Source organism: Clostridium pacaense (assembly GCF_020709765.2).
Lineage (GTDB): Bacteria > Bacillota > Clostridia > Lachnospirales > Lachnospiraceae > Enterocloster > Enterocloster hominis.
This window is the reverse complement of the sequence record NZ_JAJFEB020000012.1, coordinates 1-22,963: the sequence shown is the minus strand read 5'-3', so window position 1 is coordinate 22,963 and position 22,963 is coordinate 1. Positions and strand designations below refer to the sequence as shown.

General features: G+C 47.3%; 25 protein-coding genes. 7 read left to right on the top strand and 18 right to left on the bottom strand.

Annotated elements, in window-relative coordinates:
• Positions 1 to 29 precede the first annotated feature (29 nt).
• Together LK536_RS48030 and gpr are read right to left on the bottom strand one after the other, a co-directional pair.
• Complete coding sequence (locus LK536_RS48030; protein WP_227796442.1) at positions 30 to 1,415, bottom strand: stage II sporulation protein P; 1,386 nt, start codon at positions 1,413 to 1,415, stop codon at positions 30 to 32.
• Positions 1,416 to 1,828: 413 nt separating this feature from the next.
• Positions 1,829 to 2,839 carry a GPR endopeptidase gene (gene gpr, locus LK536_RS48025; protein ID WP_227796443.1) on the bottom strand — a complete coding sequence of 337 codons (1,011 nt, stop codon included), beginning with the start codon at positions 2,837 to 2,839 and terminating at the stop codon, positions 1,829 to 1,831.
• Positions 2,840 to 3,078: 239 nt separating this feature from the next.
• Here gpr and LK536_RS48020 point away from each other — a divergent pair, with 239 nt between their 5' ends.
• Both LK536_RS48020 and rpsT read left to right on the top strand, forming a co-directional pair.
• Positions 3,079 to 3,501 (top strand): hypothetical protein, encoded by a 423-nt coding sequence (locus LK536_RS48020; protein WP_120056707.1) that lies wholly within the window; start codon positions 3,079 to 3,081, stop codon positions 3,499 to 3,501.
• 192 nt (positions 3,502 to 3,693) lie between these two features.
• Positions 3,694 to 3,957, top strand: a complete 264-nt coding sequence (rpsT, locus tag LK536_RS48015; protein ID WP_008722714.1) for a 30S ribosomal protein S20 — start codon at positions 3,694 to 3,696, stop codon at positions 3,955 to 3,957.
• A 121-nt stretch (positions 3,958 to 4,078) separates the two neighbouring features.
• On the opposite strand, the gene LK536_RS48010 is transcribed toward rpsT, so the two are convergent.
• From LK536_RS48010 to LK536_RS47965, 10 genes are all read right to left on the bottom strand, one after another.
• Positions 4,079 to 4,900 carry a sugar phosphate isomerase/epimerase family protein gene (locus LK536_RS48010; protein ID WP_227796444.1) on the bottom strand — a complete coding sequence of 274 codons (822 nt, stop codon included), beginning with the start codon at positions 4,898 to 4,900 and terminating at the stop codon, positions 4,079 to 4,081.
• 11 nt (positions 4,901 to 4,911) lie between these two features.
• Positions 4,912 to 5,637 carry an ABC transporter ATP-binding protein gene (locus tag LK536_RS48005; RefSeq protein ID WP_227796445.1) on the bottom strand — a complete coding sequence of 242 codons (726 nt, stop codon included), beginning with the start codon at positions 5,635 to 5,637 and terminating at the stop codon, positions 4,912 to 4,914.
• Complete coding sequence (locus LK536_RS48000; RefSeq protein WP_227796446.1) at positions 5,624 to 6,391, bottom strand: ABC transporter ATP-binding protein; 768 nt, start codon at positions 6,389 to 6,391, stop codon at positions 5,624 to 5,626. Before LK536_RS48000 ends, LK536_RS48005 begins: the two co-directional genes overlap by 14 nt.
• Positions 6,375 to 7,349: a branched-chain amino acid ABC transporter permease gene (locus tag LK536_RS47995; protein WP_227796447.1), complete on the bottom strand. Its 975-nt coding sequence runs from the start codon at positions 7,347 to 7,349 to the stop codon at positions 6,375 to 6,377. Before LK536_RS47995 ends, LK536_RS48000 begins: the two co-directional genes overlap by 17 nt.
• A gap of 24 nt (positions 7,350 to 7,373) precedes the next feature.
• Positions 7,374 to 8,246: a branched-chain amino acid ABC transporter permease gene (locus LK536_RS47990; RefSeq protein ID WP_227796448.1), complete on the bottom strand. Its 873-nt coding sequence runs from the start codon at positions 8,244 to 8,246 to the stop codon at positions 7,374 to 7,376.
• A gap of 192 nt (positions 8,247 to 8,438) precedes the next feature.
• A complete protein-coding gene (locus LK536_RS47985) occupies positions 8,439 to 9,680 on the bottom strand; it encodes an ABC transporter substrate-binding protein (RefSeq protein WP_506092189.1) in 1,242 nt (413 codons plus the stop codon).
• 20 nt (positions 9,681 to 9,700) lie between these two features.
• A complete protein-coding gene (locus tag LK536_RS47980) occupies positions 9,701 to 10,462 on the bottom strand; it encodes an SDR family NAD(P)-dependent oxidoreductase (RefSeq protein ID WP_227796450.1) in 762 nt (253 codons plus the stop codon).
• Between the two features lie 28 nt (positions 10,463 to 10,490).
• Positions 10,491 to 11,315, bottom strand: coding sequence for a class II fructose-bisphosphate aldolase (locus tag LK536_RS47975; protein ID WP_227796451.1), 825 nt, complete (start codon positions 11,313 to 11,315; stop codon positions 10,491 to 10,493).
• 37 nt (positions 11,316 to 11,352) lie between these two features.
• Complete coding sequence (gene iolC, locus LK536_RS47970; RefSeq protein WP_227796452.1) at positions 11,353 to 12,381, bottom strand: 5-dehydro-2-deoxygluconokinase; 1,029 nt, start codon at positions 12,379 to 12,381, stop codon at positions 11,353 to 11,355.
• Between the two features lie 15 nt (positions 12,382 to 12,396).
• On the bottom strand, positions 12,397 to 13,908 hold the full coding sequence (locus LK536_RS47965) for a CoA-acylating methylmalonate-semialdehyde dehydrogenase (RefSeq protein ID WP_227796453.1): 1,512 nt from the start codon (positions 13,906 to 13,908) through the stop codon (positions 12,397 to 12,399).
• Between the two features lie 449 nt (positions 13,909 to 14,357).
• Here LK536_RS47965 and LK536_RS47960 point away from each other — a divergent pair, with 449 nt between their 5' ends.
• The 3 genes from LK536_RS47960 to LK536_RS47950 all read left to right on the top strand — a co-directional run bounded on the left by LK536_RS47960 (position 14,358) and on the right by LK536_RS47950 (position 16,320).
• A complete protein-coding gene (locus tag LK536_RS47960) occupies positions 14,358 to 15,122 on the top strand; it encodes a DeoR/GlpR family DNA-binding transcription regulator (protein WP_227796454.1) in 765 nt (254 codons plus the stop codon).
• Positions 15,119 to 15,934 carry a DeoR/GlpR family DNA-binding transcription regulator gene (locus LK536_RS47955; protein WP_227796455.1) on the top strand — a complete coding sequence of 272 codons (816 nt, stop codon included), beginning with the start codon at positions 15,119 to 15,121 and terminating at the stop codon, positions 15,932 to 15,934. Before LK536_RS47960 ends, LK536_RS47955 begins: the two co-directional genes overlap by 4 nt.
• Positions 15,935 to 16,176: 242 nt before the next feature.
• Positions 16,177 to 16,320: a hypothetical protein gene (locus LK536_RS47950; RefSeq protein WP_227796456.1), complete on the top strand. Its 144-nt coding sequence runs from the start codon at positions 16,177 to 16,179 to the stop codon at positions 16,318 to 16,320.
• 90 nt (positions 16,321 to 16,410) lie between these two features.
• Here LK536_RS47950 and LK536_RS47945 read toward each other — a convergent pair whose 3' ends face one another.
• From LK536_RS47945 to LK536_RS47920, 6 genes are all read right to left on the bottom strand, one after another.
• Positions 16,411 to 16,995, bottom strand: coding sequence for a cytidylate kinase-like family protein (locus LK536_RS47945; RefSeq protein ID WP_120056711.1), 585 nt, complete (start codon positions 16,993 to 16,995; stop codon positions 16,411 to 16,413).
• Positions 16,996 to 17,023: 28 nt separating this feature from the next.
• Positions 17,024 to 17,605 (bottom strand): TIGR01440 family protein, encoded by a 582-nt coding sequence (locus tag LK536_RS47940; RefSeq protein WP_008722705.1) that lies wholly within the window; start codon positions 17,603 to 17,605, stop codon positions 17,024 to 17,026.
• A gap of 8 nt (positions 17,606 to 17,613) precedes the next feature.
• Complete coding sequence (gene holA, locus LK536_RS47935; protein ID WP_227796458.1) at positions 17,614 to 18,591, bottom strand: DNA polymerase III subunit delta; 978 nt, start codon at positions 18,589 to 18,591, stop codon at positions 17,614 to 17,616.
• A gap of 54 nt (positions 18,592 to 18,645) precedes the next feature.
• Entirely contained in the window at positions 18,646 to 19,470 is an 825-nt protein-coding gene (locus tag LK536_RS47930) for a DUF1266 domain-containing protein (protein ID WP_025482687.1), read from the bottom strand.
• Positions 19,471 to 19,837: 367 nt separating this feature from the next.
• Positions 19,838 to 21,229 carry a serpin family protein gene (locus tag LK536_RS47925; protein WP_227796459.1) on the bottom strand — a complete coding sequence of 464 codons (1,392 nt, stop codon included), beginning with the start codon at positions 21,227 to 21,229 and terminating at the stop codon, positions 19,838 to 19,840.
• 100 nt (positions 21,230 to 21,329) lie between these two features.
• On the bottom strand, positions 21,330 to 21,536 hold the full coding sequence (locus LK536_RS47920) for a hypothetical protein (protein WP_227796460.1): 207 nt from the start codon (positions 21,534 to 21,536) through the stop codon (positions 21,330 to 21,332).
• 116 nt (positions 21,537 to 21,652) lie between these two features.
• Between LK536_RS47920 and LK536_RS47915 the strand changes: the two genes are divergently transcribed.
• Both LK536_RS47915 and LK536_RS47910 read left to right on the top strand, forming a co-directional pair.
• Positions 21,653 to 21,907, top strand: coding sequence for a hypothetical protein (locus tag LK536_RS47915; protein ID WP_506092188.1), 255 nt, complete (start codon positions 21,653 to 21,655; stop codon positions 21,905 to 21,907).
• A gap of 739 nt (positions 21,908 to 22,646) precedes the next feature.
• A partial coding sequence (locus tag LK536_RS47910) for a helix-turn-helix domain-containing protein (protein ID WP_506092187.1) occupies positions 22,647 to 22,963 on the top strand: 317 nt, incomplete at its 3' end.

The window sequence follows — 22,963 nt, the reverse complement described above, 5'->3', positions numbered from 1 at the left end:
GCATTGCCCATAAAGTCCCCGGGGTCCCTTTATTTTCCTGACAGCACCATATCCAACAGCTCCGACAGGGGTTCCATCGCATTTAACGCCTCCTGATATGTGTTGGTCTGCGCCCCCACCTCAATCAGGCTGGACTTGGGACGCAGATGCTCATTATAGCGCAGTCCCTTGAGATAGATTTTCCTGGTAAAGCCGGGATAGTAGGCCGCTGCATCCAGCTGCATCTGCAGGCTGAAGGCCAGGTTATCCTCCCGGTTCGGGTTCTGGAGATATTCAATCGGACCTTCCGGGGTCTGGCTCAGGCCGTTAAAAAACATGATCTGGGCAGTATCCTTTCCGTCCACCTGCGTCACCAGATGCAGGTTCTCACCCACCCCGTCACGGTGGATATCCAGCACCACCTCGATGGACGGGTTCTGCTGCAGGATGTTCGTTATCCCATCCAGGGCGTAATTGTAGGCCTTGCTGCGGTCCAGCTGTCCATTTTTCAAATCATATACAGACTTGTCGTGATATACATTATAACCTTTGTCCTCCAGAAGCTTTGTCAGGTAATCCCCTACCCCAACCACGGTCTGACCCGGACCGGAATCCGCAAACGCCTCCTGGGAATGGGTATGGTAAATCAGGATCTGGGGCTTGGAATTGTCCCCCTTCATAGACATGTCTTTGCCCAGAAGGGTCTTTGCATCCATCAGGTCCCTTCCGGCTGTGGTAGAAGTATGTACGCTATAAAAATGTTTCATGAGGAAGTCATAATCCGCCAGCTGCTCCATTACATATGTATTGCCGGTAAGCGGGCGGTTCAGGGTGCCGGTAAGGGTTTCCGAGGCCTGAAGGACATTGCCGCCGGGCAGCACTCCGCCCTGGCCCGCGGTGTATAGCTGGCCGGGTGTATTTGCCTGGCCTGATGCATTTCCCTGACCTGATGCATTTCCCTGACCTGATGTATTTCCCTGGCCTGACATATTTCCTTGGCCTGACATATTTCCTTGACCCGACATATTTCCTTGGCCTGACATATTCCCCTGGCCTGATGCCATCAGGCTGCCTGGTTCCTCCAGTGACTGCTGTCCGGTCTCCTCATTGCCATACCAGGCCAGATACTGGTGTTCCTGGTAAAATGTCCTGACCGTCTGGTATTTCCGGTAGGATGGGTCAGGGTCAGTAATCCCCTGATGCTGACCGTCGCCATCCTGTCCCCTCCCTATCTGCTCCCCGGGGTGGGCCTGGGTCCATATGGCCTCCACCAGCCACTGGCCTCCGGCTTTTATCATGTTCCTGTAATCATTTCTCGGGATGCTGCCCGCGGCCCGGCCAATGAAACGTCCGCCGAGAAGCAGCAGCATAAGCAGGATCGTGCCGGCCAGAAACCGGCGCATCAGCCGCCCTGAGCCTCCACGTCTTAATCTCATATCATTTTTCACCTGTCATCATACTAGGTTGTGTTTGAAAAATGTTTTCTGCCAGCCGTGTGTCACACCTTATGGGAAATTAGGGTCCCGGCTTGGAAGACACAGCAGGCTGCGCGGACCGGACCGGGATCAAATATGCCACGGAGTGGGACAGGCTTTGTCCTGAGGGGCGTCGTAAGAAGCGTCCTATAGGACGTCCTGTGACGGATTCCTTAAGAAGGATAGCAGAAACGGATTTTCAAATACGCTCTAATATCATGATATGCAGGTGTGATATGGATATTGCGTTTTTTATTCCATGGCGGGTACATCTGCATTTCAGGCTTGTCATTACACATTGTCATTCATCATTGTCATTGGCTACTGTCATTCATTTGTCATTCATCCTTCTCTTTTAGCAGCCACTGGTTTTCCTACGGAAAAACAGCCTGGTGGATTCCCTCTGATATGGTGAAGCTCAGCTGTTTCACGGACTGGTCGATGTCAGGCGGGGTCACGTACAGGGGGCCGAATTCCGGCTCCAGCAGTTCCCGTATCAGCTGGTACTGCTGGTCTGAATCCATATCCTCAATCCAGCTGCCTGTTCCTTTTGTCTTATCGTTGCCCGCCAGGACCCGTATCAGGGCGGACACCGTATCATGGACAATGGCCGCCGCCCCAACCACGGTAGGCACCCCGATTGCAAGCACAGGGACCCCCAGGCTTTCACGGGTCAGGCTGTGCCTGTGATTCCCAACGCCTGAGCCTGGATGGATTCCGGTATCCGTAAGCTGTATGGTGGTTCCAAGCCTGCGCACGCTTCTGGCTGCCAGGGCGTCAATGGCAATGATCAGATCCGGATGGGTTTCATTGATGATTCCCTTCAGGATTTCCGCTGTCTCCATCCCTGTCTGTGCCATGACCCCTGGCGCTATCCCGCTGATGGCGGGAAGTTTCCTGTCTTTTAAGAAGGTTTCCCCATACTGTCCGTCCAGATGCCTGGTAACCTGCAGGTTTCCCAGTACCCTTGGCCCCAGGGAATCCGGGGTGACTGAACGGTTACCAAGACCCACCACCAGTACCGACGGCAGGTCCTCTTCCTTCCAATTAATCATCTCACTCATCAGCTTCCTTATCTGGTGCGCCAGCTCTTCTGATATCTCACTGTGATACTCATCATCCGCCTTGGACAGGCGGTCGGCCTCCAGTGTCAGATAGGTGCCCTTGGGCTTGCCCATAGCCCTGGCTCCCTGGTCATTGAGTATTTTCACCTCGGTCAGCTTAACCTGGCTTTTCTGGTGATGCCACTCCTTAAGCTTAACCCCGGATATCTCGCCGCCGTCCCCCTCAAAGCTTTCCCTCTGCTCCAGCGCAAGGTCGGTCCTTATGTCAAACCCTCCCTGTAACCCTGTATTTACTGCCTCTACGGCATCATTTTCCTGCATACCCATTCACCTCTCGCCTGATATTTGTACGTTTACTATGGTTATTTTAGGCAAAATAGCAGATTTTTATTCCATGATACGGGCAAAGCGAAGGATGGATGTGGTTTGACATTGATGGGAAGACAGATTAAAATATACTTATAAAATATACGTATCAGGATTCAGATACTTATCAAAGTGTATATCAGGATTCAGAACATCCCCTGGAAGACAATGTATGCCACGCCGGAGGATTCTTTATGGAGAGAGGTAAAAAGAAGGACAGGATTTACGTAAGGCCCAATGATTTGGGCATATATCTGGCAATGCTCATGACCGTCCTGCTTCTCTCCAGGGCGGTCAGTGAGCAGTTTTGGATCATGAGCATATTCCTGGGCCTCATTGCCCTTTTCCTGGCCGCATCACAGTTTGGGCGCAAATTAATTGCAGGCCCCGGAGGGATTGTAATCCATAAGCTCTGGGGAAGGACCGTCAGGTTCAGGTATTCAGACCTTACAAAAGTTGAGGTCTGCTTTTGGGGCAGAAGGACCATCATGAATTTTTACAAGGGCGGTGAGCGGATTGGACGCTGTGAATCCACGGATGAGAATTTTGAAAAACTCTTAAGCTCCCTTTTGGAAATCATGCCGGAACGGGTTATTTTCAACCGCCAGGGCTTATAAGAAGGGATTCTGGCTGCCACAGACAGGATTCTTCTGATTTCTATTGTTTTTCTTGAAAATTACTCCATTTTTGTCTTGACATTCCGTTCCAGATTAGCTAGAATACAATAGTATGTTTACATTAAACTGTCCGTGTCCAGACTTTGATGGAAAACACAAAGATTATACGTAAAGAAACGGAGGTGTATTTCATTGGCTAACATTAAATCTGCAAAGAAAAGAATCTTAGTAAACGAGACTAAGGCTGCAAGAAATAAGGCGATCAGATCCAAGGTTAAAACCGCTATCAAGAAGGTGGACGCTGCTATTGCTGCTGGGGACAAGGCTGCTGCCCAGGCTGCATTACTGGCTGCTACTTCTGAGATTGATAAGGCTTGTACCAAGGGAGTATATCACAGCAATACGGCTTCCCGCAAGGTATCCCGTTTATCCAAGGCTGTTAATTCCATCGCTTAATTTATAGAGATGACGAATGAATTGGTAATGAATAAACCATCACCGGCTTAACCCACCGATGATGGTTTTTTGTGTTATCTGCCGCCCATGAAACAATCCGCAATATGCCATCATCACAGAGCTACAGTTTTTTCAGATATTCAGCTGCTGCCTTTGCAGCCGTCTTCCCATCCGGCTTCGGAAAACATTCCGTGGTGATGAAGCCCTCATATCCGATTTCCTTAAGAGTTTCAAAAATCTTATTAAAATCCAGGCAGCCGGTTCCTGGTGCCAGACGCGTATTATCAGCAACATGCATATATCCCAATCTGCGGCCTGCCAGGCGTATGGCTTCGTACATGTCTGTTTCTTCCATATTCATATGGAATGTATCCAGATGGAGATATGTATGTTCCAGCCCATTACCCTCAATATAATCCAGGGTCTCCCTGGCCGTGATGAAGCAGTCTACCTCGTAGCGGTTAATCACCTCCACCACCAGCCGGACGCATTTCCCACCCGAATATGCATCCAGTTCTTTCATGCTTTCTGTCAGGAGATGATAGTAAAGGCTCGGAGGATTATCTGTAGAAAACCTTCCTTTTACCCATCCTATCACAACATCGGTCTTTAGGCTGGCAGCCACATCAATATAACGTTTAACCTGTTCCACTACCCAGCTTCTGCGTTCGCTTACCGGATCTGCAAGTGAAAGACCTGTCTGTGTGTACACACGCCCCGTAACCACTGCCGCTACCTTCATATCAAGTTCACTGCAGCATTCCTTAATACGCCCTACCTGTTCATCCGTGAATTCGTATTCCCTTCCATGAATCTCAATACCGTCCAGACCTATTTCCTTCGCATACCGGAGTGCCTCACAGACATCCCCACATAAAGGCAGCGGTGCAGTCAATGGCCTCTGCTGCGCATAAGAAACACCAAGCTTAAAATTATACCCCATACCTTTCCCTCCTATTCAATCCCCAAGTAGCTCTTCTTGATAATATCGTTGTCCAGCAGGTTCTCTGCCGTATCCTCAATCCTCAGCATTCCTGTTTCCATGATATATCCTCTGTCTGCCACGGTCAGGGCTGCCTGGGAGTTCTGTTCCACCAAAAGGATTGTCATTCCATCATCTTTGATTTTTTTAATGGTCTGGAAAATCTCATTGATGACAATAGGTGCCAGTCCAAGGGATGGTTCATCCATCATAAGGATTTTTGGTTTCTGCATCAAAGCCCTTCCCACAGCCAGCATCTGCTGCTCACCGCCGGAGAGGGTTCCCGCCATCTGTCCTTCCCGTTCCAAAAGGCGCGGGAACAGATTATATACGTAATCAAAGTCATCTGAAATTCCCTTTTTATCCGCTCTTGTAAATGCTCCCATCTGGAGGTTCTCCTTAACCGACAGATGCGGAAATACCTGCCTGCCTTCCAGGCACTGGGCAATCCCCATGCTGCTTATTCTGTGCGGGGGAAGGTTTTCAATATTCTTTCCCATATATTTAATCCCTCCCCGTCCGCCGCCACGGATCAGGCCTGATATGGAACGCAGCGTGGTGGTCTTCCCTGCTCCATTACTCCCTATAAGCGTGACCACTTCCCCTTCCTTCACATAAAAAGACAGCTCCCTGACAGCACAAATCTGGTCATAGTAATAACTGTAGTCCACTACTTCTAATATTTTATTTGCTCCCAATCAAACCACCTCCCAGATATGCAGCAATTACTTCCGGATTCTCCTGAATCTCCTTCGGGGTTCCCTGCGCTATCTTTTTTCCAAAGTTGATTACTGTTATCTCATGGGTAATATTCATCACCAGCTTCATATCATGTTCTACCAGAAGTATGGTAATACCCCTGTCATTGATTCTGTGAATCAAATCCGTCAAATCCATCTTTTCTTTGGAATTCATGCCGGCTGCCGGTTCATCCAGCAGTAACAGCTTTGGGTCGCCCGCCAGCGCCCTGGCTATTTCAAGCCGCCGCTGGTCTCCATAGGACAGATTCTTAGACATGAAACCGCATTTATCCTCCAGTCCTACAAACTTGAGCAGTTCCATGCCCGTCTCAATGATTTCCCGCTCCTCCCTCTTCTGGGCCGGAGTCCTCAATATATTACTTACAAGCCCTGATTTAATCCTGCTGTGCCTACCTATTTTCACATTATCCAGCACACTCAGCGTATAGAACAGATTAATATTCTGATACGTCCTGGCAATGCCCCTGCTGTTAATCTGATAAGGCTGCAGACCCTTTATACTCTTATCCTGAAACAGGATATCCCCGCTGGTCAGGGAGTGGACACCGCTAATCAGGTTAAACAATGTGGTCTTCCCTGCGCCGTTGGGACCTATCAGGCCAAAGATGGAGCCGTCCTTCACTTCAAATGACACTTCATTCACAGCCGTCAGACCGCCAAACTTAATTGTCGCTTTATCGATTGTTAGCATCCGTTTTCACCCTTCTTCCAAATAGTCCTTTCGTTTTTTCCACAATACCGTACAGTCCTTTCGGCATATACAGCACAGATGCAAGAATTATAAAACCGTAAATCAGCATCCTGTAACTTGAAAAACCCTGAAGCGTCTCATTCAATATGGTAACAATCACCGCACCGATAATAGGGCCTGCCAGATTCCCCATTCCTCCAAACAGAAGCATGGTCATAAGAAGCTGCGACTGGCTGCTTTGAAAGCTTTCCGGACTGATATAGCTTACAATATGGGCATATAGCGCACCAGCCATCCCTGTGTATACGGCACTTAGGGCAAATGCCATTATTTTATACTTTTTAATATTGATTCCCATACCGTCTGCTGCCACTACATTTTCCCTAATTGCCATAAGTGCCCGGCCGGAAGATGAGTGGACTATGCGCTGTTTGACAATTAAAAACAGGACACAAAGCACCAGGATCAGGATAGCGCAGCTTAAATTGCTTCTGAATTCAAATCCAAACAGATTCAGTTTTGGAATCCGCTTCACACCTGCCATTGCATTCGTAACCGCTTTTGCTTTGCAGGCAAATATATATACCATCTGCCCAAAGGCAATGGTGAGCAGGGACAGGAAATGACGGACCAGCTTAGCTGCCGGGAATGCCACAATAACCCCAAAAATCCCCGATACAATCATGGCTGCTATCATGGAAAGGAACACCGGCACACCAAGCTTAGTGGACAGAAGCGCCGATGTATAAGCCCCAATCGCGTAATATGCAGCATGTCCCATGGATATCTGCCCACTGTAACCAAACAGAAGATCCAGCCCCGAAACAGCAATCACATAGATTCCGGCAAAGGCAAACAGCGTCAGCAGATACTGGTCCTTACTTATAACAGCCAGGGCCAGGGATACAGCTGCAAGAAACCATATGGATGCCGGTACATTCTTTATGTTTATATTCATTTAATCATCCTCCACGCTCCCAAACTATCTATCATAAACCTTTGCCCTAAAGATTCCTCTGGGCATAAAAATCATAACGAGGATAAGCAGGAAGAAAACAATAAAATCCTTGTAGCTGGAAGTGATATATGCGGCTGTAAAGGTTTCGCAGAAGCCTATGATCAGCCCTCCCAGAATGGCCCCGTACATGTTTCCATAACCGCCTATAACTGCTGCTGCAAATCCCTTCAGTCCAATCATGGTCCCCATACCAAGGCTAACTCCCTGTACCGGACCCAGAAGGATTCCGGCCAGCCCCGCCAAAGCCGCTGCCATGGCCCATGTAATACCGGTTGTCCTTCCCACATTAATACCAACGCATGATGCAGCTAAAGGATTCATCGCCGCGGCCCTCATGGAGGTTCCAAATTTCATTTTGGTCATAAATATATGCATGGTGACCATGCTGATTAACCCTACAATCATTACAAGAAATGACTCAGGCTGGATAGCCGAGCCGAGAACATCCACCGTAACCACGGAGAATATTGATGGGAACTGAAGCGTAAGGCTTCCCCAAATCTGCTGCGCCATGTTCATGAGGACAATACTTAGCGCAATGGTGGATAAGACTACATAGATGGGGGATGCTTTTTTATCCAATAAGACACGGATCAGGAAACGCTCTATCATCAAGCCGAACACGAACATGATAATCAACGTAAGAATCAAAGCGACAATAAAAGGAAGGCCCAGGAATTTGTAGAAGGTCAGGCCCAGATATGCCCCCAGCATCAGAAGTTCCCCCTGTGTAAACGTCATCAGGCCGGATGCTGAATAAATAAGGCTGTATCCTAACGCAATCAAGCCATATACACTCCCTATCACCAAAGCACTTATAATCAACGAAACAACCATATTACCCTATCTCCTTGCATTGAGCGCTTGGCGTTACTCGGCCAGGTCCTTCCATGCTTAGTAACGCCAAGTTTCATTGCATTGAACACTTTGCGCCTGTCTTTCAGGCGTTTATGTGCGAAAGCACTTGGCGTTACTTGGCGAGGTCTTTTTGAGCTTAGTAACGCCAAGTTTCATTAGTTACAGGTCTGCTTACTTATTCTTCAGGTATTCGTCCAACATCTGGATTTTTCCTTTCACAGCTATAAATGTATTACCTGTGCTCAGTCCTTCCCCATTATCTGCCGAGAAATCAAAATTCCCGCCAATACCTGTATACTTCATACCGAGAATCGCCTCACGGATACCATCACCATCCAAGGTCTTGGCATTCCTCATGGCTTCAATCAGAATATTAGTACCGTCATAATCCCTGTAAGCAACTTCAGAAGTCGGCAGGGCGCCAAATTCAGCCACGAATTTTTCCAGGAAATCCTTTTCAAGTTCTGAACTGGCCTCCTCTACTGAATCAGGTACAAAGTAGCAACATGAGAATACAATGTCGTCAAAGGCTTCACCTGCAACACTTTTCGCATCAGGTGCCCCAAATGGCTCAATACCGTAAATATATCCTTCATAACCTTTCTGCCTTAACTGTTTTACAATCTTTCCCATATCCTCGGAACCGCCTACCACATAAACGCCATCCGCGCCTGCGGCTATGATTTTCACAATCTGGCCGGAGAAGTCGGTATCACCTGTGGTAAAGTTCTCCTGTGCAACCACGTCCATCTTACCGCCGTCTTTGACCAGGTCGTGGATGGTACTGGCTGCTGTCTGGGCATATTCCGTCTCCCCCGCCAAGGTAGCAATCTTTGTAGCCCCCATTGTTTCCATGGACTTATAACAGTCAATATTAAACTGGTCCGAACACGCAGTTCCCCTGAAGGTGTATTTAAGTCCTATATTAGTCCATATAGGGCTGGTGCCGGAGCCAATCTGCACAACCTTTGCAGCTTCGGAAATATCCACGGTTGCCAGGATGGAACCACTGATATGGGAGCCTATAATCGCTGTTACTTTATCGGACTCAACCAGCCTTGTAACAACCTTGACCGATGTTTCTGTATTTTGGGCATCGTCATAGCTGATTAACTCCAATTGTCTTCCATTGATACCGCCTGCCTCATTGGCTTCCTTGACAGCCAGTTCTACCGCTTTCTGTCCTTCCACACCTACCACGGAGGATGCACCTGTCAAAGGACCGTAGAATCCGATTTTAATCGTATCTCCTGATTCCTCCTGCGACTGCTCCCCTGCCGCTTCATTCTGGGCGGCCGTTTCCGTCTTATCTCCCGCCGGTGCTGCTGTTCCCGTATTGCTGCTTCCCGCACATCCTGTCATTCCAACTGTCATTGTTACCGCTAATAAAAGACCTGCTATTTTCTTTTTCATCATATGTCCTCCAATTTTTTCTATGAACCAATATAAAATCCACCGTTGACATCAATCATGGCTGCTGTAATATAGCCAGCTTCTTCACTTGCCAGGAAGCAGACGGCTGCCGCTATCTCTTCCGGTTCCCCAAGCCTTCCCAGCATAATCTTGGAATTAAGGTTTTTAAGTTCATCCTCCGTATATGTTTTTACAATATCCGTAGCAGTCGGCCCCGGGCAGACTGCATTGACAGTCACTCCATAAGGCGCCATTTTTCTTGCAATTCCCTTTGTTATGGCACACACACCGCCCTTTGATGCAGTGTAGCTGATTGAGTTCTCCACGCCCCCCATTCTTCCTGCTGTAGAGGAAATGTTGATGACACGGCCACAGCTGCTTTTTATCAGATAAGGCCACGCCTTTTGAATGGTAAAAAACGTTCCTGATAAATTGACTGCCAGCATTTTATCCCAGTCACATCTTTTTATGTCTGGAATTTTGGTTGAGCTCAGAATACCTGCACAGTTAACCACCACATCCACCGTACCAAACCGTTCTGCCACCTGCTCAATCATGTTCCCGATAGAGGCTTCATCTGATACATCACACGCAATCCCAACTGCATCCCCGCCCGTCTTTGCAACCTCCGCCGCCACACGTTTCACCTTTTCTTCATTCAGATCCACAAAAGCCACCTTCATTCCATTCTCACATAATTTTTTTGCGGAATGGAAGCCGATTCCCTGCGCTGCCCCAGTCACAACTGCAACCCGTCCCTTGAAAGTAAATGCCTCTTTCATTTGTTACCTCCCTTTCTTGAATGTTGATTCATAAAAGTACCATCTTCTGTACTGCTTTTTCTTTTACTGCTTCCATACACGGGCCAAACAACTTAATGCGGTCAAATTCTTTTGGATCATCTGCAAATTGCCGCCTCAGGGTCTGCCCGAACTCCATGCGCAGCGCCGTTCCGATATTAATCTTCCTGGCGCCAAACCGGATCAGTTTTGCCAGATCTTCATCCGCCACACCGGTAGAGCCATGAATCACAAGCGGAATATCCACCTGCCTTGCAATTTCCTGCAGACGGTCAAACTGCAGTTCCGCCTTCTGCATCTCCATCCTATGCACGGTTCCCACCGCGACTGCCAGTGCATCCACTCCCGTCAGCCGTGCAAACCGCTTTGCTTCCTGAGGCTCCGTAAACCTGGCATTAAACCGGATATCCGGGTCGCTGTACCCCACCGCTCCTATTTCAGCTTCCACACTGATATCCACGGCATGGGCCATCTCTACTACGCATCTGGTCTTCTCTACATTCTCATCAAACGGGAGCTGTGAACCATCGAACATGACTGATGTGTATCCGCTCCGGATTGCCCGTTCTATTACATCCATATCCGTGGCATGATCCAAATGCACGTCCACCGGCACCTCGGCCTGCGCCCCCACATGAAGCATGATTTCCCCTATCAGTTCCACGCCCATATGGTTTACCGCATCCTTATTGGCCATGATGATGACAGGACGCCCGATGGATTCTGCCGCTTCAATCACAGCCTTAGAATCCTCATATCCAAATACATTGAACGCAGCAATCCCCCTATCCTCCTTATCTACCAACCGGATGATATCTTTTAAGTTATATAACATAGCTCTACCTTCTTCATACACTGGTGCTGTATCATGGTTAATTACGCAACGCAGTACCAGCTATCATTTCACCGTACAGTTCCTTCTCCTCAACAATAAACCTGCGTATCGTCCCAATGTCCGGCATGTCATCCGAACATCCATGGCTGGCCACCAGCATGGATGCGGAGGCGCTTCCCAGTTCCAGACACTCCAGCATTTCCATTCCTTCCAGCAATCCATAGATGAATGCACTTGCGTACCCGTCTCCTCCTCCAAAGCTTTTTAAGGCGGTAACAGGAAATGGCTTAATGCTGTAAGACCCTCCATCCAGGGTATATGCGGTGGATCCCTGCTTACCATGTTTGATTACCACGATTTTTGCATTTTCATCAAACCACCGTTTGGCCGTGGATGTATCATCCAGCCCCTGATATACCAGTCCATCCGTCAAATCGTATTCCTCCCGTGATCCCATGATGATATCCGCCATCGCCGCTGCAGCCGTGTAATAGATAGAAATCTCGTCTTTATTCTTCCAGGTATAAGCCCTGTAGTCAATGTCGAACACAACCACTGTCCCATTCCTTCTTGCATAGGTCATTGCTTTTAACGCCGCTTCCCTGGATGGACTTTCGGATAGGGCCGTGCCGCTTACAACCAGTACTTTGGCTGCTTTAATATAGCTTTCGTCCACATCCGCGGGTTCCAGTTTCAAATCAGCCACATTATCCCTGTACATGATCAGTCTGGAGGTGTCCTTATCCAGTATCTCCGTAAATGCCAGACCCAGTGACTCCCCGTTCCTTGCCCGTACTATATGCGAAGTGTCGATTCCTTCTTTATCAAAATAGCCGACACAGTAATCTCCCATCTGGTCATCCGATACACAACCGATAAAACCGACTTTTTTTCCCAGACGGCTCAGCCCAACAGCAATATTAGCCGGTGAACCTCCCACATATTTTTTAAATGTGTTACATTCTGTCCACGGTTTAAAATAATCGACGGGATTAAAATCAATTGCAATCCTCCCCAAAGGAATCACATCAAACAGCCTGGTAGAATCAAAATTTATGTATGCCATACCCTCTCCCCTCCTTTAGATTGTCCCGTCCCATGTGGTCACATGGGTTGACTTTGACTGTTCCTCATCAAACCACCGGGTTGTCACGACCTTTGTCTCTGTATAAAACCGGAAACCATCCTTGCCAAGGCAGTGCAGGTCACCGATAAAGGAATTTTTATGGCCCGAAAATGGGAACATTCCCACAGGAACAGGGATCCCCACATTAACACCTACCATGCCTCCATCTGTATGCCTTGCAAACTCCCTTGCATAATGACCATTCTGTGTAAAAATAACAGATCCGTTTGCAAATGGATTCCTGTTCATGATTTCAAGCCCCTCCTCGAAGGTCTTCACCCGTTTAATACACAGGACAGGGCCAAATATTTCCGTCTCACCCACGCTCATCCCAGGCTTCACATAATCCAGAATGGTAGGGCCGAGATAAAATCCATGTTCATATCCAGGAACCGTAACATCCCTTCCGTCCAAGGCCATGACCGCTCCTTCCTCAAGCCCTTTTTCAATCCACGCCATGACGGACTTTTTATGCTCCTCATTGATAACCGGTCCCAACATAAACGACTTATCATAGGCAGGTCCTATTGTTAATCTCTTTGCCTGGTTTACAATTTCCTCTACCAGTTCATCTGCAATTCCTTCCTGCACAACCACTACCGGAAGTGCCATGCAACGCTCACCCGCACATCCGAACGCAGAATTAATGATTCCGGCCGCAACCCTCTTAACCGGTGCATCATCCAGTACCAACGCATGGTTCTTAGCTTCACATAATGCCTGTACCCTTTTTCCGTGTGCCGCCGCAGTGGAGTATATGTGCATTCCTACGGATGTGGACCCTACAAATGTGATTCCCTTGATATCCGGATGCTCCAGGAACAGCTCCGCCTCATGCCTGGAACATGTAACTATATTAATCACACCGTCCGGCAGTCCTGCTTCTTTATAAAGCTCTGCAATGCGCATACACGACTGTGGTGTAAAGCTGGCCGCTTTTAAAACAATGGTATTACCACAGGCAATGCACATAGGAGTCATCCATCCCATGGGAATCATGGCCGGAAAATTAAATGGTACAATCCCCGCAAATACCCCCAGCGGTTCCCGGTATAATACCGTATCATATCCCAAGGAGGCATCCATCATGCTTTCCCCCATCAGCAAGGACGGAGCTGAAATAGCCTGTTCTGTTCCCTCTTTTGCCTTAAGCACATCTCCCTTTGCTTCTTCCCAGGCTTTTCCATTTTCCAGGGCTACCAGATGTGTCAGCTCGTCCATATGTTCAATCAACAGGTCCCTAAGCCTGTATAAAATCTGCACCCGTTTTAAGACAGGGGTGGATGACCATGCCGGGAAAGCTGCTTTTGCACTTGCTATAGCTTCTTCCACCTCTTCTTTGGTACAGCAGGGTACTTTAGCTATCACTTTGCCGGTACTTGGGTCAAACGCATCCCGGTATTCACCGGATTTTGACTCTTTGAATTCCCCATTCACATAATAACAGATTCTCTTTACATCTCCCATTACACGCCTTCTCCTTTTTTGATTATGTTTTGGTTATTTTGGTTTTGTTGAGTAGATTATATACCATATCTTTTCATTTTTCAAGTATATTTTTGTTAATTTAAATAGTTTTTGATTTTATTTTGGCATTTATATGTATATATTTTTATCATCTTGGTATTCCAGTCAAATTTATGTACATATTTTTCAACAAATATCCCCCTCTCCCCCATATTCCATTACAGCATCTTTGCCTATGTTTTAATTATTTTGAGCATCTTAGTCTTAATGTTTTCTAATTATTTTTCCCAATTTATAATCATTTTTGAGTATATTTCCATGTCGTTCCGATTATTTTCCATTATATATAATCATAAGTTTTTCAATTCATGTATATTTTGGTAATATCTTGTTGTGCTTTCGATAAATAGTGATATAATATACTCAAAGCTAATGCAGGGGGTTTAACCATGAAAGATAACCGAATAAAAGAAATGCAGGAGTATATCCTCCTGCACCAGTCTGTGTCCTTAAAAGAATTGTGTGATACATTTAACGTTTCCATGAACACCGTCCGCAGATATATTAACGAAATTACATCTGATTCAGCCATCAAGAAGGTTTACGGAGGTGTAAAAGTCCAGTCCCCGGTCTCTTCCCTCCCCACTTTCAAGGAACGGAACCAGACACAAAGCCACGCCAAACAGTTAATTTGTAAAAAAGCAGCGGAATATATCAAAGAAAATGACATTATCTATATTGATTCCGGCACCACTACCATGTACCTCCTGGACTACATTCCCTCCAGCCTGCATGTGACTGTCATAACCAACAGCTATCACATCATTCATGCAGCAGTCGACCGTCCAGAAATAACATTGATTAATCTCCCTGGCATCCTGGACCGTAGAACGTTGTCCTTTAACGGAGAAAATTTCAAATATTTAGAATCATTAAACATACACAAGGCATTCATGGCCTGTACAGGGTTAAGTGTCAATGATGGGGCAACCAACTCTTTTTCTGCCGAATTTACCAATAAAAAGATAGCGGTCCGCAAAGCTGACCAGATTTTTCTTATGGCAGACTGCAGCAAGTTCGGTGTCTCGACACTTATGACTTACTGTCCCCTGAACGATATTGACTACATTATTACAGACAGGAATCCAGGCCCGGAATTCAGGCAGATTATTGAAGAAAATGGACATCACATCGTACTATGTGACAGCGAATGATAAAGGAACAGGGAAAAATCATGGGAAAGGAACGTCTTTTGCAGCTGGAAGAATATATCAAGGTTCAGCAGAAAGTATCACCTGAACTATTATGCGAAAAATTTGGTGTCAGTATGAGCACACTGCGCAGGGATATCAATACCCTTGTGCAAATGGGGTGTGTTAAAAAAGCTTATGGATACATCCTGTATAACTACTCTGCTGCCAAAATCATCCCCTTCCACATACGCAGCGCCATCAATCCGGAGCAAAAGCGGGATGCATGCGCAGCCGCTGCTTCTTTCATCCAAGAAAACGATACTATTTTTATTGACAGCGGCTCCACCACCTGTCATCTGGTGGATTTTATGGCGTCCTTTAAAAATCTGACCGTCATCACCAGCAATCTCGATATCATATTAAGGGCAACATCCATGGAAAATATTAACCTGCTGGTCTGTTCCGGAGAGCTGAACCGTAAAAACAACTCCCTGTCTCCAGTAACAGGCACGGATGTTTTGAACCACTTTAATTTTTCCAAGGCATTCATGGCAGCATCAGGAGTAACCCTGACCGATGGATTTTCCCACAGCTACATATCGGAACGTCCCTTAAAACAGGCGGTTCTGGAAAAAGCGGCACAGCATTATTTCATTGTCGATAACAGTAAGTTCGGTGTGAAAGCGCTGCTAAATATGGGGCCACTCTGTTTAGCTGATGCCATATGCACCAATCAACTGCCCGGACCGGACTATGTGGAGTTTTGCCAGAACCACAATATCAGCCTCCTGACTCCTGATGTAAAAAAACAACAGATAGGTAACCATGAATAAAGTCCCCGCTTTTCCGCATACTAACACCGAGGTGATAGAAATGGCATCCTATGTTTCCCCAAAAATACGGGACAAATTTGAAAGTCTTTCCATAGACCTGAAGAATGACATATTGAAGCGCAATGTGCACCTGGAAACCTTGCAGGATTTGATTCAGGTTCTGGAAAAGATTGTGAAAGAAGGCAGCTGACAGCTGCCTTTTTCGCAAACAGACAGAATATCCGAACCAGGAGGTGATAACAATGAACCAGGAAAAAGAAACAGCCCAGGCAACCAACAGGGACTGCTCCAACGACACGGACCATGTAAAGAAGGAAGGCTGCGGTTATGTGGAACCGCTGCCGGAATCTTCAAGGCCACGGCGGGATGGGCCTGGAGGGAATTAATCAATCATTGAAGGGCGCAAAAGCCAGGGACGATTTCCGATACAGTGTCATCCCTGGCTTTATCTTTATTATGGTCTTCTTTATTATGTACTATCTTACATGCCCTATATACGCCAGGGCCGCGTCCAGGCAGCCGTCTACGCCAATCAAACCGCTGTTCACGCAGATGTCATAGGCATCCATCTTTCCCCACTCGATTGGGGAATAATACTCATGATAGGCCTTGCGCCTCCTGTCCACAACTCCAATGCCGTTCACAGCCTCGTCCCTGGACAGGTCAGGATTAAGGGACATGATCCGCCTGATGCGGCTCTCCATATCAGCAAACACGAAGATATTCACTGCATCAGGAAGTATGGCATCCGCGCAGCGGCCCACAATCACACACGCTCCCTTTTCCGCCAATGATTTGATGACTGTCTCCTGGACCGCATAAATGCGCTGTGTCATGGCAATCTGGTATTCCGGTTCAATCAGACGGGTGGAGTAGTTGTCCAGGTCCGGTTCCACCTCATCATTTGCCTCCAGTATGGATGGTTCTATGTTGCCCTCTTTGGCTATCATTGCAATCAATTCCTTGTCATAGAAGGGAATCCCAAGCTTCTTAGCCAGCTTTTCCCCCAGCTCCCTGCCCCCGCTTCCATACTGACGGCTGATTGTAATCGCTCTGTTCATAAACCACTCCTCCTTGTTATTGTTTTTGCTACATATTCTCCTCATCATAGCGGGCTCTTATACCGCCAATGAACTTAGGCCTGGTTCTTGCGCATACCACGTGGGCGCTGCCGATTTCCTTGGTCTGGATGCGCACAGGCACGGCTACATCCTTTAAATGCATGCCGATAAGGGTATCCCCGATGTCAATCCCCGCATGCGCCTTTATGTGTTCCACCGCCACAGGCCGTTCCAGGGTTGCATATGCTGCCGTCGCAAAGGAACCTCCTGCTTTGAGCTGGGGAACCACATTGACCGGCTCATAGCCATATTTCAGCGCAGCCTCCTCTTCCAGGATCAGTGCTCGGTTAAGATGCTCGCAGCACTGTGCCGCCAGATAAATCCCCAGGGGCCTGCACTCCTCATTCAGGGCTGTATATACAGCCATCCCGATATCACCGTTGGAGTGGGAACCAATCTTAAAGCTGTCTATCTCGCTGGAAGAGCAGCCCACGACCAGTATCTGACCAGGCTTTAAACGGGCGGCCTCAAGCAGTTCCTTAAACACCTGTTTTACCTGGCATTCAATATCCTTCAGTTCAATTGTCTCCATCATATCCATCGCCTTCATCCTTCTTATTAATATTGATTGGTTATCAAAAGTTCCACGGCAAGCCTGTCCTGGAGCTTACCTGTCTTCACACCTTCCTCTGCATCCACACAGAGGTTCACATAGGATAGGATCTGCTCTTTTGAAAATGTCTTTGCCTGGAGCATGATTTTCCCCACCACAAAGGGCTGCAGTTTAAGTTTAGATGCAATGGTCCCCTTATCCATTCCTTTTCCCACCAGTTCCTTCACCTGTAATATCTGGTTAAACTGCCTGGCAATCAGGAAAAGAATCCGCATGGGCGGCTCCTTCAGCGTCAGAAGGTCTTCGTACAGGTCCATGGCCTTCCTTGTCTGCCTGGCTGAAATAGCGCTGATCATATCAAATATCTTGTTGGTCACCTGGGTGGTGCAGATTGTCTCCACGTCCTCATCCGTAACAATATCACGGCCCATGGTATAACTGATAAGCTTTTCCAGCTCCGAACTTATATTCTCCATGTCATCCCCGGTCTTGCTGAGGAAAAACTCCATGGTACGTCCTGTTATCTTCCTGCCATTTTTAGACAGGATGCCTGCAGCCCATCTGGCCAGCTGGCTGGAATCCTGATGTGACAGTTCCGCCGCGTACCCGTACTTTTTAACTGCCTTATATAGTCTGCTCCTTTTATCCACTTCTGATTCCACAAAAATAAGACATGTGGTTTCAGGAATGTGCTCCATGTACTGCGCCATCTCATCCGCCCCGGCACCGCCCTTGAAGAACCCGCTGTCCTCCATCAGTATAAGCCGCTTTTCAGAAAAAAATGGCATGGTATCGGAAAGGCCGATGATTTCGTTCACGTTCATGCCCTTTCCCTCATAATAATTATAATTCATGGTGTCGCCGTCCGTGATGGCATCCTTTAAGCGGTTCTTATAACTCTTTTTCAGAAATACCTCTTCGCCAAACAGGAGGTACACCGGTTTAAAGCTGTGGTCCTTTATGTCCTGGTTTAATGTCTGCATATAAGGGCTGTCCTTCCATATTCTGTATTAAGTATAGCACAAATCAGGCCATGATCACCACTCTTTTTTCAGTTCCATGTTCCAATCCATCTTAAATGGACCGTCCTCCAAAGAGTCCAGATAGTGATAAATGCTTACACGGTACTGAAACTCGGACTGTGGTTCTGTAGGGTCTGATCTGCTCCAGTACACGAATCCATACATATAGCTCTGCATGAAATCCTCCCAGGACGGGAACATGGACTGGAGCTTTTTCCCCAACTCCAGGGACTTGTCCATGGCCTCCTCATACGTATAGTACCCCGCCACATAACACTGGCCTAACAGCATCAGGGCGCGGCTGTAGTCCCATCCCGAGGCAGCATACGCCCCATATGTCCTGTATCCCATATATGCAGCCATCTGCCGGGCCGCTTCCCCATCGGAGATTTCCCCCTGGCCGCTGTCCCAGGATGCATTCAAATCTATATCCGTCTCATACTGCCCCAGATCATGCTCCTCATAATACTTCAATAGCGCCTGGTTATGCCCCTCGTTCTCCAGCCATGAAATCATTGACTGGGCAGACTGGCGGTCCCGGATACCCCAGTCCCGCTCCATGACGCTTTTAATGACCAATGCATAAAATGCTTCATCCGGCGTTCCTCCTCCCGGCGTATAAAGGTCAGCGCCATTGCGCACACTCCAGACAGCATAGGTGGCTGTGAACCAGCGTACCGTATCGGGATAGGTCCGGGATTCAGTGAACTGGGCGGTGCCTGTCTGGGACGCCGCGGCCTGGATTTTTCCTGCCTGGGATACCGCCGCCCGGAGCTTTCCTATCCGGGACGCCGCGGCATGGGGCTTTCCTGTTTGGGACGCCAGGATTTCTCCATGCATAGAAGGAATACTGCCGGAAAATACCGCACAGAGCAGTATCGCTGTTACGACTCTACTACATCTCATTATAGTTCCTCCGTTTAATCCCATGATTTGCAACATATCCCATATACTTGCTGTATATCATGGTTTGCTGTGTATCACGGTTTGCCGTGTATCACGGTTTACTGTGTATCACGATTTGCTATATATCACGGTCTGCTGTATACCATGGTTTGCTGTGTATCACGGTTTACTGTGTATCACGATTTGCTGTATATCACGGTCTGCTGTATACCATGGTTTGCTGCGTATCACGATTTTCTGTGTATCTATAGTTCGCGATATATCATGGTTTAAAGTGCATCAGCCCATATACCATTTTATCCTACTGCCCATCCGCCGGATTACGGCACACGCCCAGGAACAGCCATGTACCGGTTCTATTGTCCTGTATCCCATAGATGAACGGACGGTCCAGAATCATATCTGCCTCCATTTTCTCTTCAGACATGAAGATACCTGCTTCTTCTAAGACTATCATGGTATAAGCGGCTCCTTCCACCCCTTTCTCGTCAATCCCCATATGCGTTTCCTGAATAACATTGGTTACAAACAAGGGCGATTCTGAGATTTTGCTGAACTCAGCTTTTGGAACAAACATTTTCTCCACGCCCATGTCCTGCAACAGCCCGGTCAGTTCAAATGTACTGCCAAAGGAGAATTTAGGTACTTTCCATGTCACCTTACCGCTCTTCCATTTTCTGTAATCCGTATCCATAGAGGTTTCCAGCTGCTCCGGCGTATTAAGGAACTCATCCACACTATGCCCCTGGTCCGGCAGCAGGAATACCATGCTGCAGTTATTGCCTGTGGCCAGGGCAGACACCGTGCAGCCATCCCCTTTCCTGAATCTCCCGGAATTATCCACACGGTTCATGAAGGAACAGGTCACTTGGCTGCCATCAGTCTTTGTAAAGTTATCATCAGCTGTTTCTGCCACAGAAAAGGCACCCTTCCAGCCTCCATAAAAATACAATGTATTCAAAATCGCCATCATTGTATCGGAAGACAATTGTAATTCAGGCTGCATCACTCCATCTGTCTCCTGGGAAATCCATTTTCCCATCTGTACCCCGGCTTCCCGGCTGGTGAAATCCACCTGATAGGAAGATGCAAAGAACTGGGCGGCAGCCATTTTCCGGTAATCCTTTTTCAGTTTCAGCTGATTGGAAATCCAGAGGGAATTGGCCAACTCTATGGAACTGTCATCTTCTTCCTTATATTCCTGGTTCCGGCTCTTTCGATGCTGCCCATCATAATAAAACCATTGATAAAGCTTCTTGCATTGCCCGGATAGCTGGCTTTGGTCCTGCACCCCAAGGCTGTCCATTATCTGGGCAGCAGTCTCACCGTCTGCACCGCATCCAGCCATGGCCAGCGCATAGTACAGACTGAGGGGACTGTAATTGACATTCCCATGGCCTGCCCTCAGGACCCGGCTTCCGCTCTGAAAGGCAAATTGCTCCAGTGCATCTTTAAAGGAATCTGATATCTGGTTTTCTTGCATCAATTCATTCCAGCTGTCGTAGTCATCAGCCTTGTAATTTACTGTTTTAGGTGCTGGAGCTTTTACACTGGCGCTGCCTGTTCCTGCACAGCCGCCCAGAAACACTGCCCCGCAGAAGACTGCAGTCAAACAAAAGAAAGCGGATGTGCAGATGGTAACAGACGTATGCACCCAGCCCCTTTTCCTTTCTCTTTTCCATCCTTTTCCCATAATCCTTCATCCTCCTGCAATCACAATCCGGTAACTCAATGTTTTATTATAAGTCTGATAAAACATTAAGGGATTCACATCGTATATTTGAACTGTCATATTATGGGTTTATTATACCATAAGCCGGGCCATTTAAGGAAATCATTTCTCTCCGGTCATAAGTCCGGTCTGCAAAGCACATGGTATGCCCCTGTACTTTGTCCGGTAAGTCTTCTAAATTATCTGGCAAAACTCCAAATCCCTTCGGCAACGCTCCTGATTCGGCTAATGTCACTTCAAATTTATTTGAAAATTCTCCTGGATTCATTTAAGAACACTCCTATTACTACAGCAAACCTCGAATAATTGACTTAAATTGTACCCCCATTTTTCTGTATAATAAAAAAGGCATTTCATAACCTTTATCAGAGGCCTGCCGATCCTTTGGACCACAAATCCATTGAGCCGGTCACTCTGTACTTTCTTGTTGAGAAATCCATCCGGCCCATACAGCAGTCCTTCACCCGTGCGCCACTGGATGAAAAAGCAGTCCTTGACATCTACCGGCGGCTCCAGTCTTCCTGTGAAGTCCTATGGAAGGGCCGTTTTGTGCTGGATAAGTTCCATACGATGAAATATGTGAATGCCTCGGTATCGCATCCACCGGACAGCGCGGAAGAAGTAAAAGGTGGAATCTGAGAATGCCTGAGGGTCACCACAAAAATGTTGCAGAAGGTCTATGGTGAGATTCTGAAGGTAACAGAGGAAGACAGGAAGTATGCGGAGGTAGAGGGGGCACTTGGCGATTTCCTGAACCAATGGGACGGAATCTGAATCCGGGCGGAAGAGGCAGGGACCAACTGGAAATGCTGTGTACAAGGCCAGGTAAGCCATGTACCGAGCAAGAGGCTGAGCCGCCGCCCGATGGACTGGAGAGGGCATGGGTGCGACTGGGTGCCAGGGTTTGAACAGCATAGCCTGAAATGGATGCGCGTACGGATTAACCGGGAGCTGGTTGCCTAAAATACGTTTTATTATCTGACTACAACCATACAGGGAAGTATACGCACAAGTCAAGGAAGGCAAGCGGCAGGGAACCTTTGGTTTGTGTGTCTGCTGAACGTAAAATCAGGAAACTGAAAAGAGGCGGTAAAAAACAGACAGGATATGACAACCTGGAAGGAACAGATTTTAATCATGCCATAGGGATGAGTCCTATCCTCTTGTTTCCGAAAGTAAACTGACGCTATCACACGTAAAAATCATGATTGACAGATAAACCAAACTTGTTTTATAATAAAGGTACAAAAAAGGCAGTTCACTCCAGTGAGTGGCTTCCAAAGAATTTTAACTCAAAAAATAGTCACATTTGCTTTGGTAGGTGAAGTGAACCCCCTTTTGTTAGACAGAAAAATCGTCTAATGAAAGGGGTTTTCCTATGTCAGGAAGAAGAATGTACAGTGATGAATTAAAGCTTAAGTTGGTAAAGGAATACTTTGAGGGTGGTCTGGGTATTAAAGCGTTGGCCCAAAAATATTGCATGGACAGATCCTCCTTGAGAAAGTGGATTCATCTATATAATGAAAATGGGGAGGCCGGGCTTTGCACAAGGTCTGGAACATACAGTGGAGATTTTAAGGTTTCTGTTGTAGAATATATGCATAGCACAGGAGCCTCACAACAGCAGACTGCCGCTCATTTTAATATTCCATCCCCAAGAACGGTACTTATGTGGGAACGGAAATACGATGAAGA

Bases quoted from the DNA above. Each gene is read 5' to 3' on its own strand.
- iolC (WP_227796452.1), bottom strand. From the start codon at position 12,381: ATGGCATACATAAATTTTGATTCTACCAGGCTGTTTGATGTGATTCCT.
- gpr (WP_227796443.1), bottom strand. From the start codon at position 2,839: ATGCAGGAAAATGATGCCGTAGAGGCAGTAAATACAGGGTTACAGGGA.
- LK536_RS47925 (WP_227796459.1), bottom strand. From the start codon at position 21,229: ATGGGAAAAGGATGGAAAAGAGAAAGGAAAAGGGGCTGGGTGCATACG.
- LK536_RS47965 (WP_227796453.1), bottom strand. From the start codon at position 13,908: ATGGGAGATGTAAAGAGAATCTGTTATTATGTGAATGGGGAATTCAAA.
- LK536_RS47990 (WP_227796448.1), bottom strand. From the start codon at position 8,246: ATGGTTGTTTCGTTGATTATAAGTGCTTTGGTGATAGGGAGTGTATAT.
- LK536_RS47940 (WP_008722705.1), bottom strand. From the start codon at position 17,605: ATGAAGGCGATGGATATGATGGAGACAATTGAACTGAAGGATATTGAA.
- LK536_RS48010 (WP_227796444.1), bottom strand. From the start codon at position 4,900: ATGGGGTATAATTTTAAGCTTGGTGTTTCTTATGCGCAGCAGAGGCCA.
- LK536_RS47945 (WP_120056711.1), bottom strand. From the start codon at position 16,995: ATGAACAGAGCGATTACAATCAGCCGTCAGTATGGAAGCGGGGGCAGG.
- LK536_RS47955 (WP_227796455.1), top strand. From the start codon at position 15,119: ATGATAAAGGAACAGGGAAAAATCATGGGAAAGGAACGTCTTTTGCAG.
- holA (WP_227796458.1), bottom strand. From the start codon at position 18,591: ATGCAGACATTAAACCAGGACATAAAGGACCACAGCTTTAAACCGGTG.
- LK536_RS48000 (WP_227796446.1), bottom strand. From the start codon at position 6,391: ATGCTAACAATCGATAAAGCGACAATTAAGTTTGGCGGTCTGACGGCT.
- LK536_RS48030 (WP_227796442.1), bottom strand. From the start codon at position 1,415: ATGAGATTAAGACGTGGAGGCTCAGGGCGGCTGATGCGCCGGTTTCTG.
- LK536_RS47995 (WP_227796447.1), bottom strand. From the start codon at position 7,349: ATGAATATAAACATAAAGAATGTACCGGCATCCATATGGTTTCTTGCA.
- LK536_RS47980 (WP_227796450.1), bottom strand. From the start codon at position 10,462: ATGAAAGAGGCATTTACTTTCAAGGGACGGGTTGCAGTTGTGACTGGG.
- LK536_RS47985 (WP_506092189.1), bottom strand. From the start codon at position 9,680: ATGAAAAAGAAAATAGCAGGTCTTTTATTAGCGGTAACAATGACAGTT.
- LK536_RS47930 (WP_025482687.1), bottom strand. From the start codon at position 19,470: ATGCATGGAGAAATCCTGGCGTCCCAAACAGGAAAGCCCCATGCCGCG.
- LK536_RS47975 (WP_227796451.1), bottom strand. From the start codon at position 11,315: ATGTTATATAACTTAAAAGATATCATCCGGTTGGTAGATAAGGAGGAT.
- LK536_RS48020 (WP_120056707.1), top strand. From the start codon at position 3,079: ATGGAGAGAGGTAAAAAGAAGGACAGGATTTACGTAAGGCCCAATGAT.
- LK536_RS47960 (WP_227796454.1), top strand. From the start codon at position 14,358: ATGAAAGATAACCGAATAAAAGAAATGCAGGAGTATATCCTCCTGCAC.
- LK536_RS47950 (WP_227796456.1), top strand. From the start codon at position 16,177: ATGAACCAGGAAAAAGAAACAGCCCAGGCAACCAACAGGGACTGCTCC.
- LK536_RS47920 (WP_227796460.1), bottom strand. From the start codon at position 21,536: ATGAATCCAGGAGAATTTTCAAATAAATTTGAAGTGACATTAGCCGAA.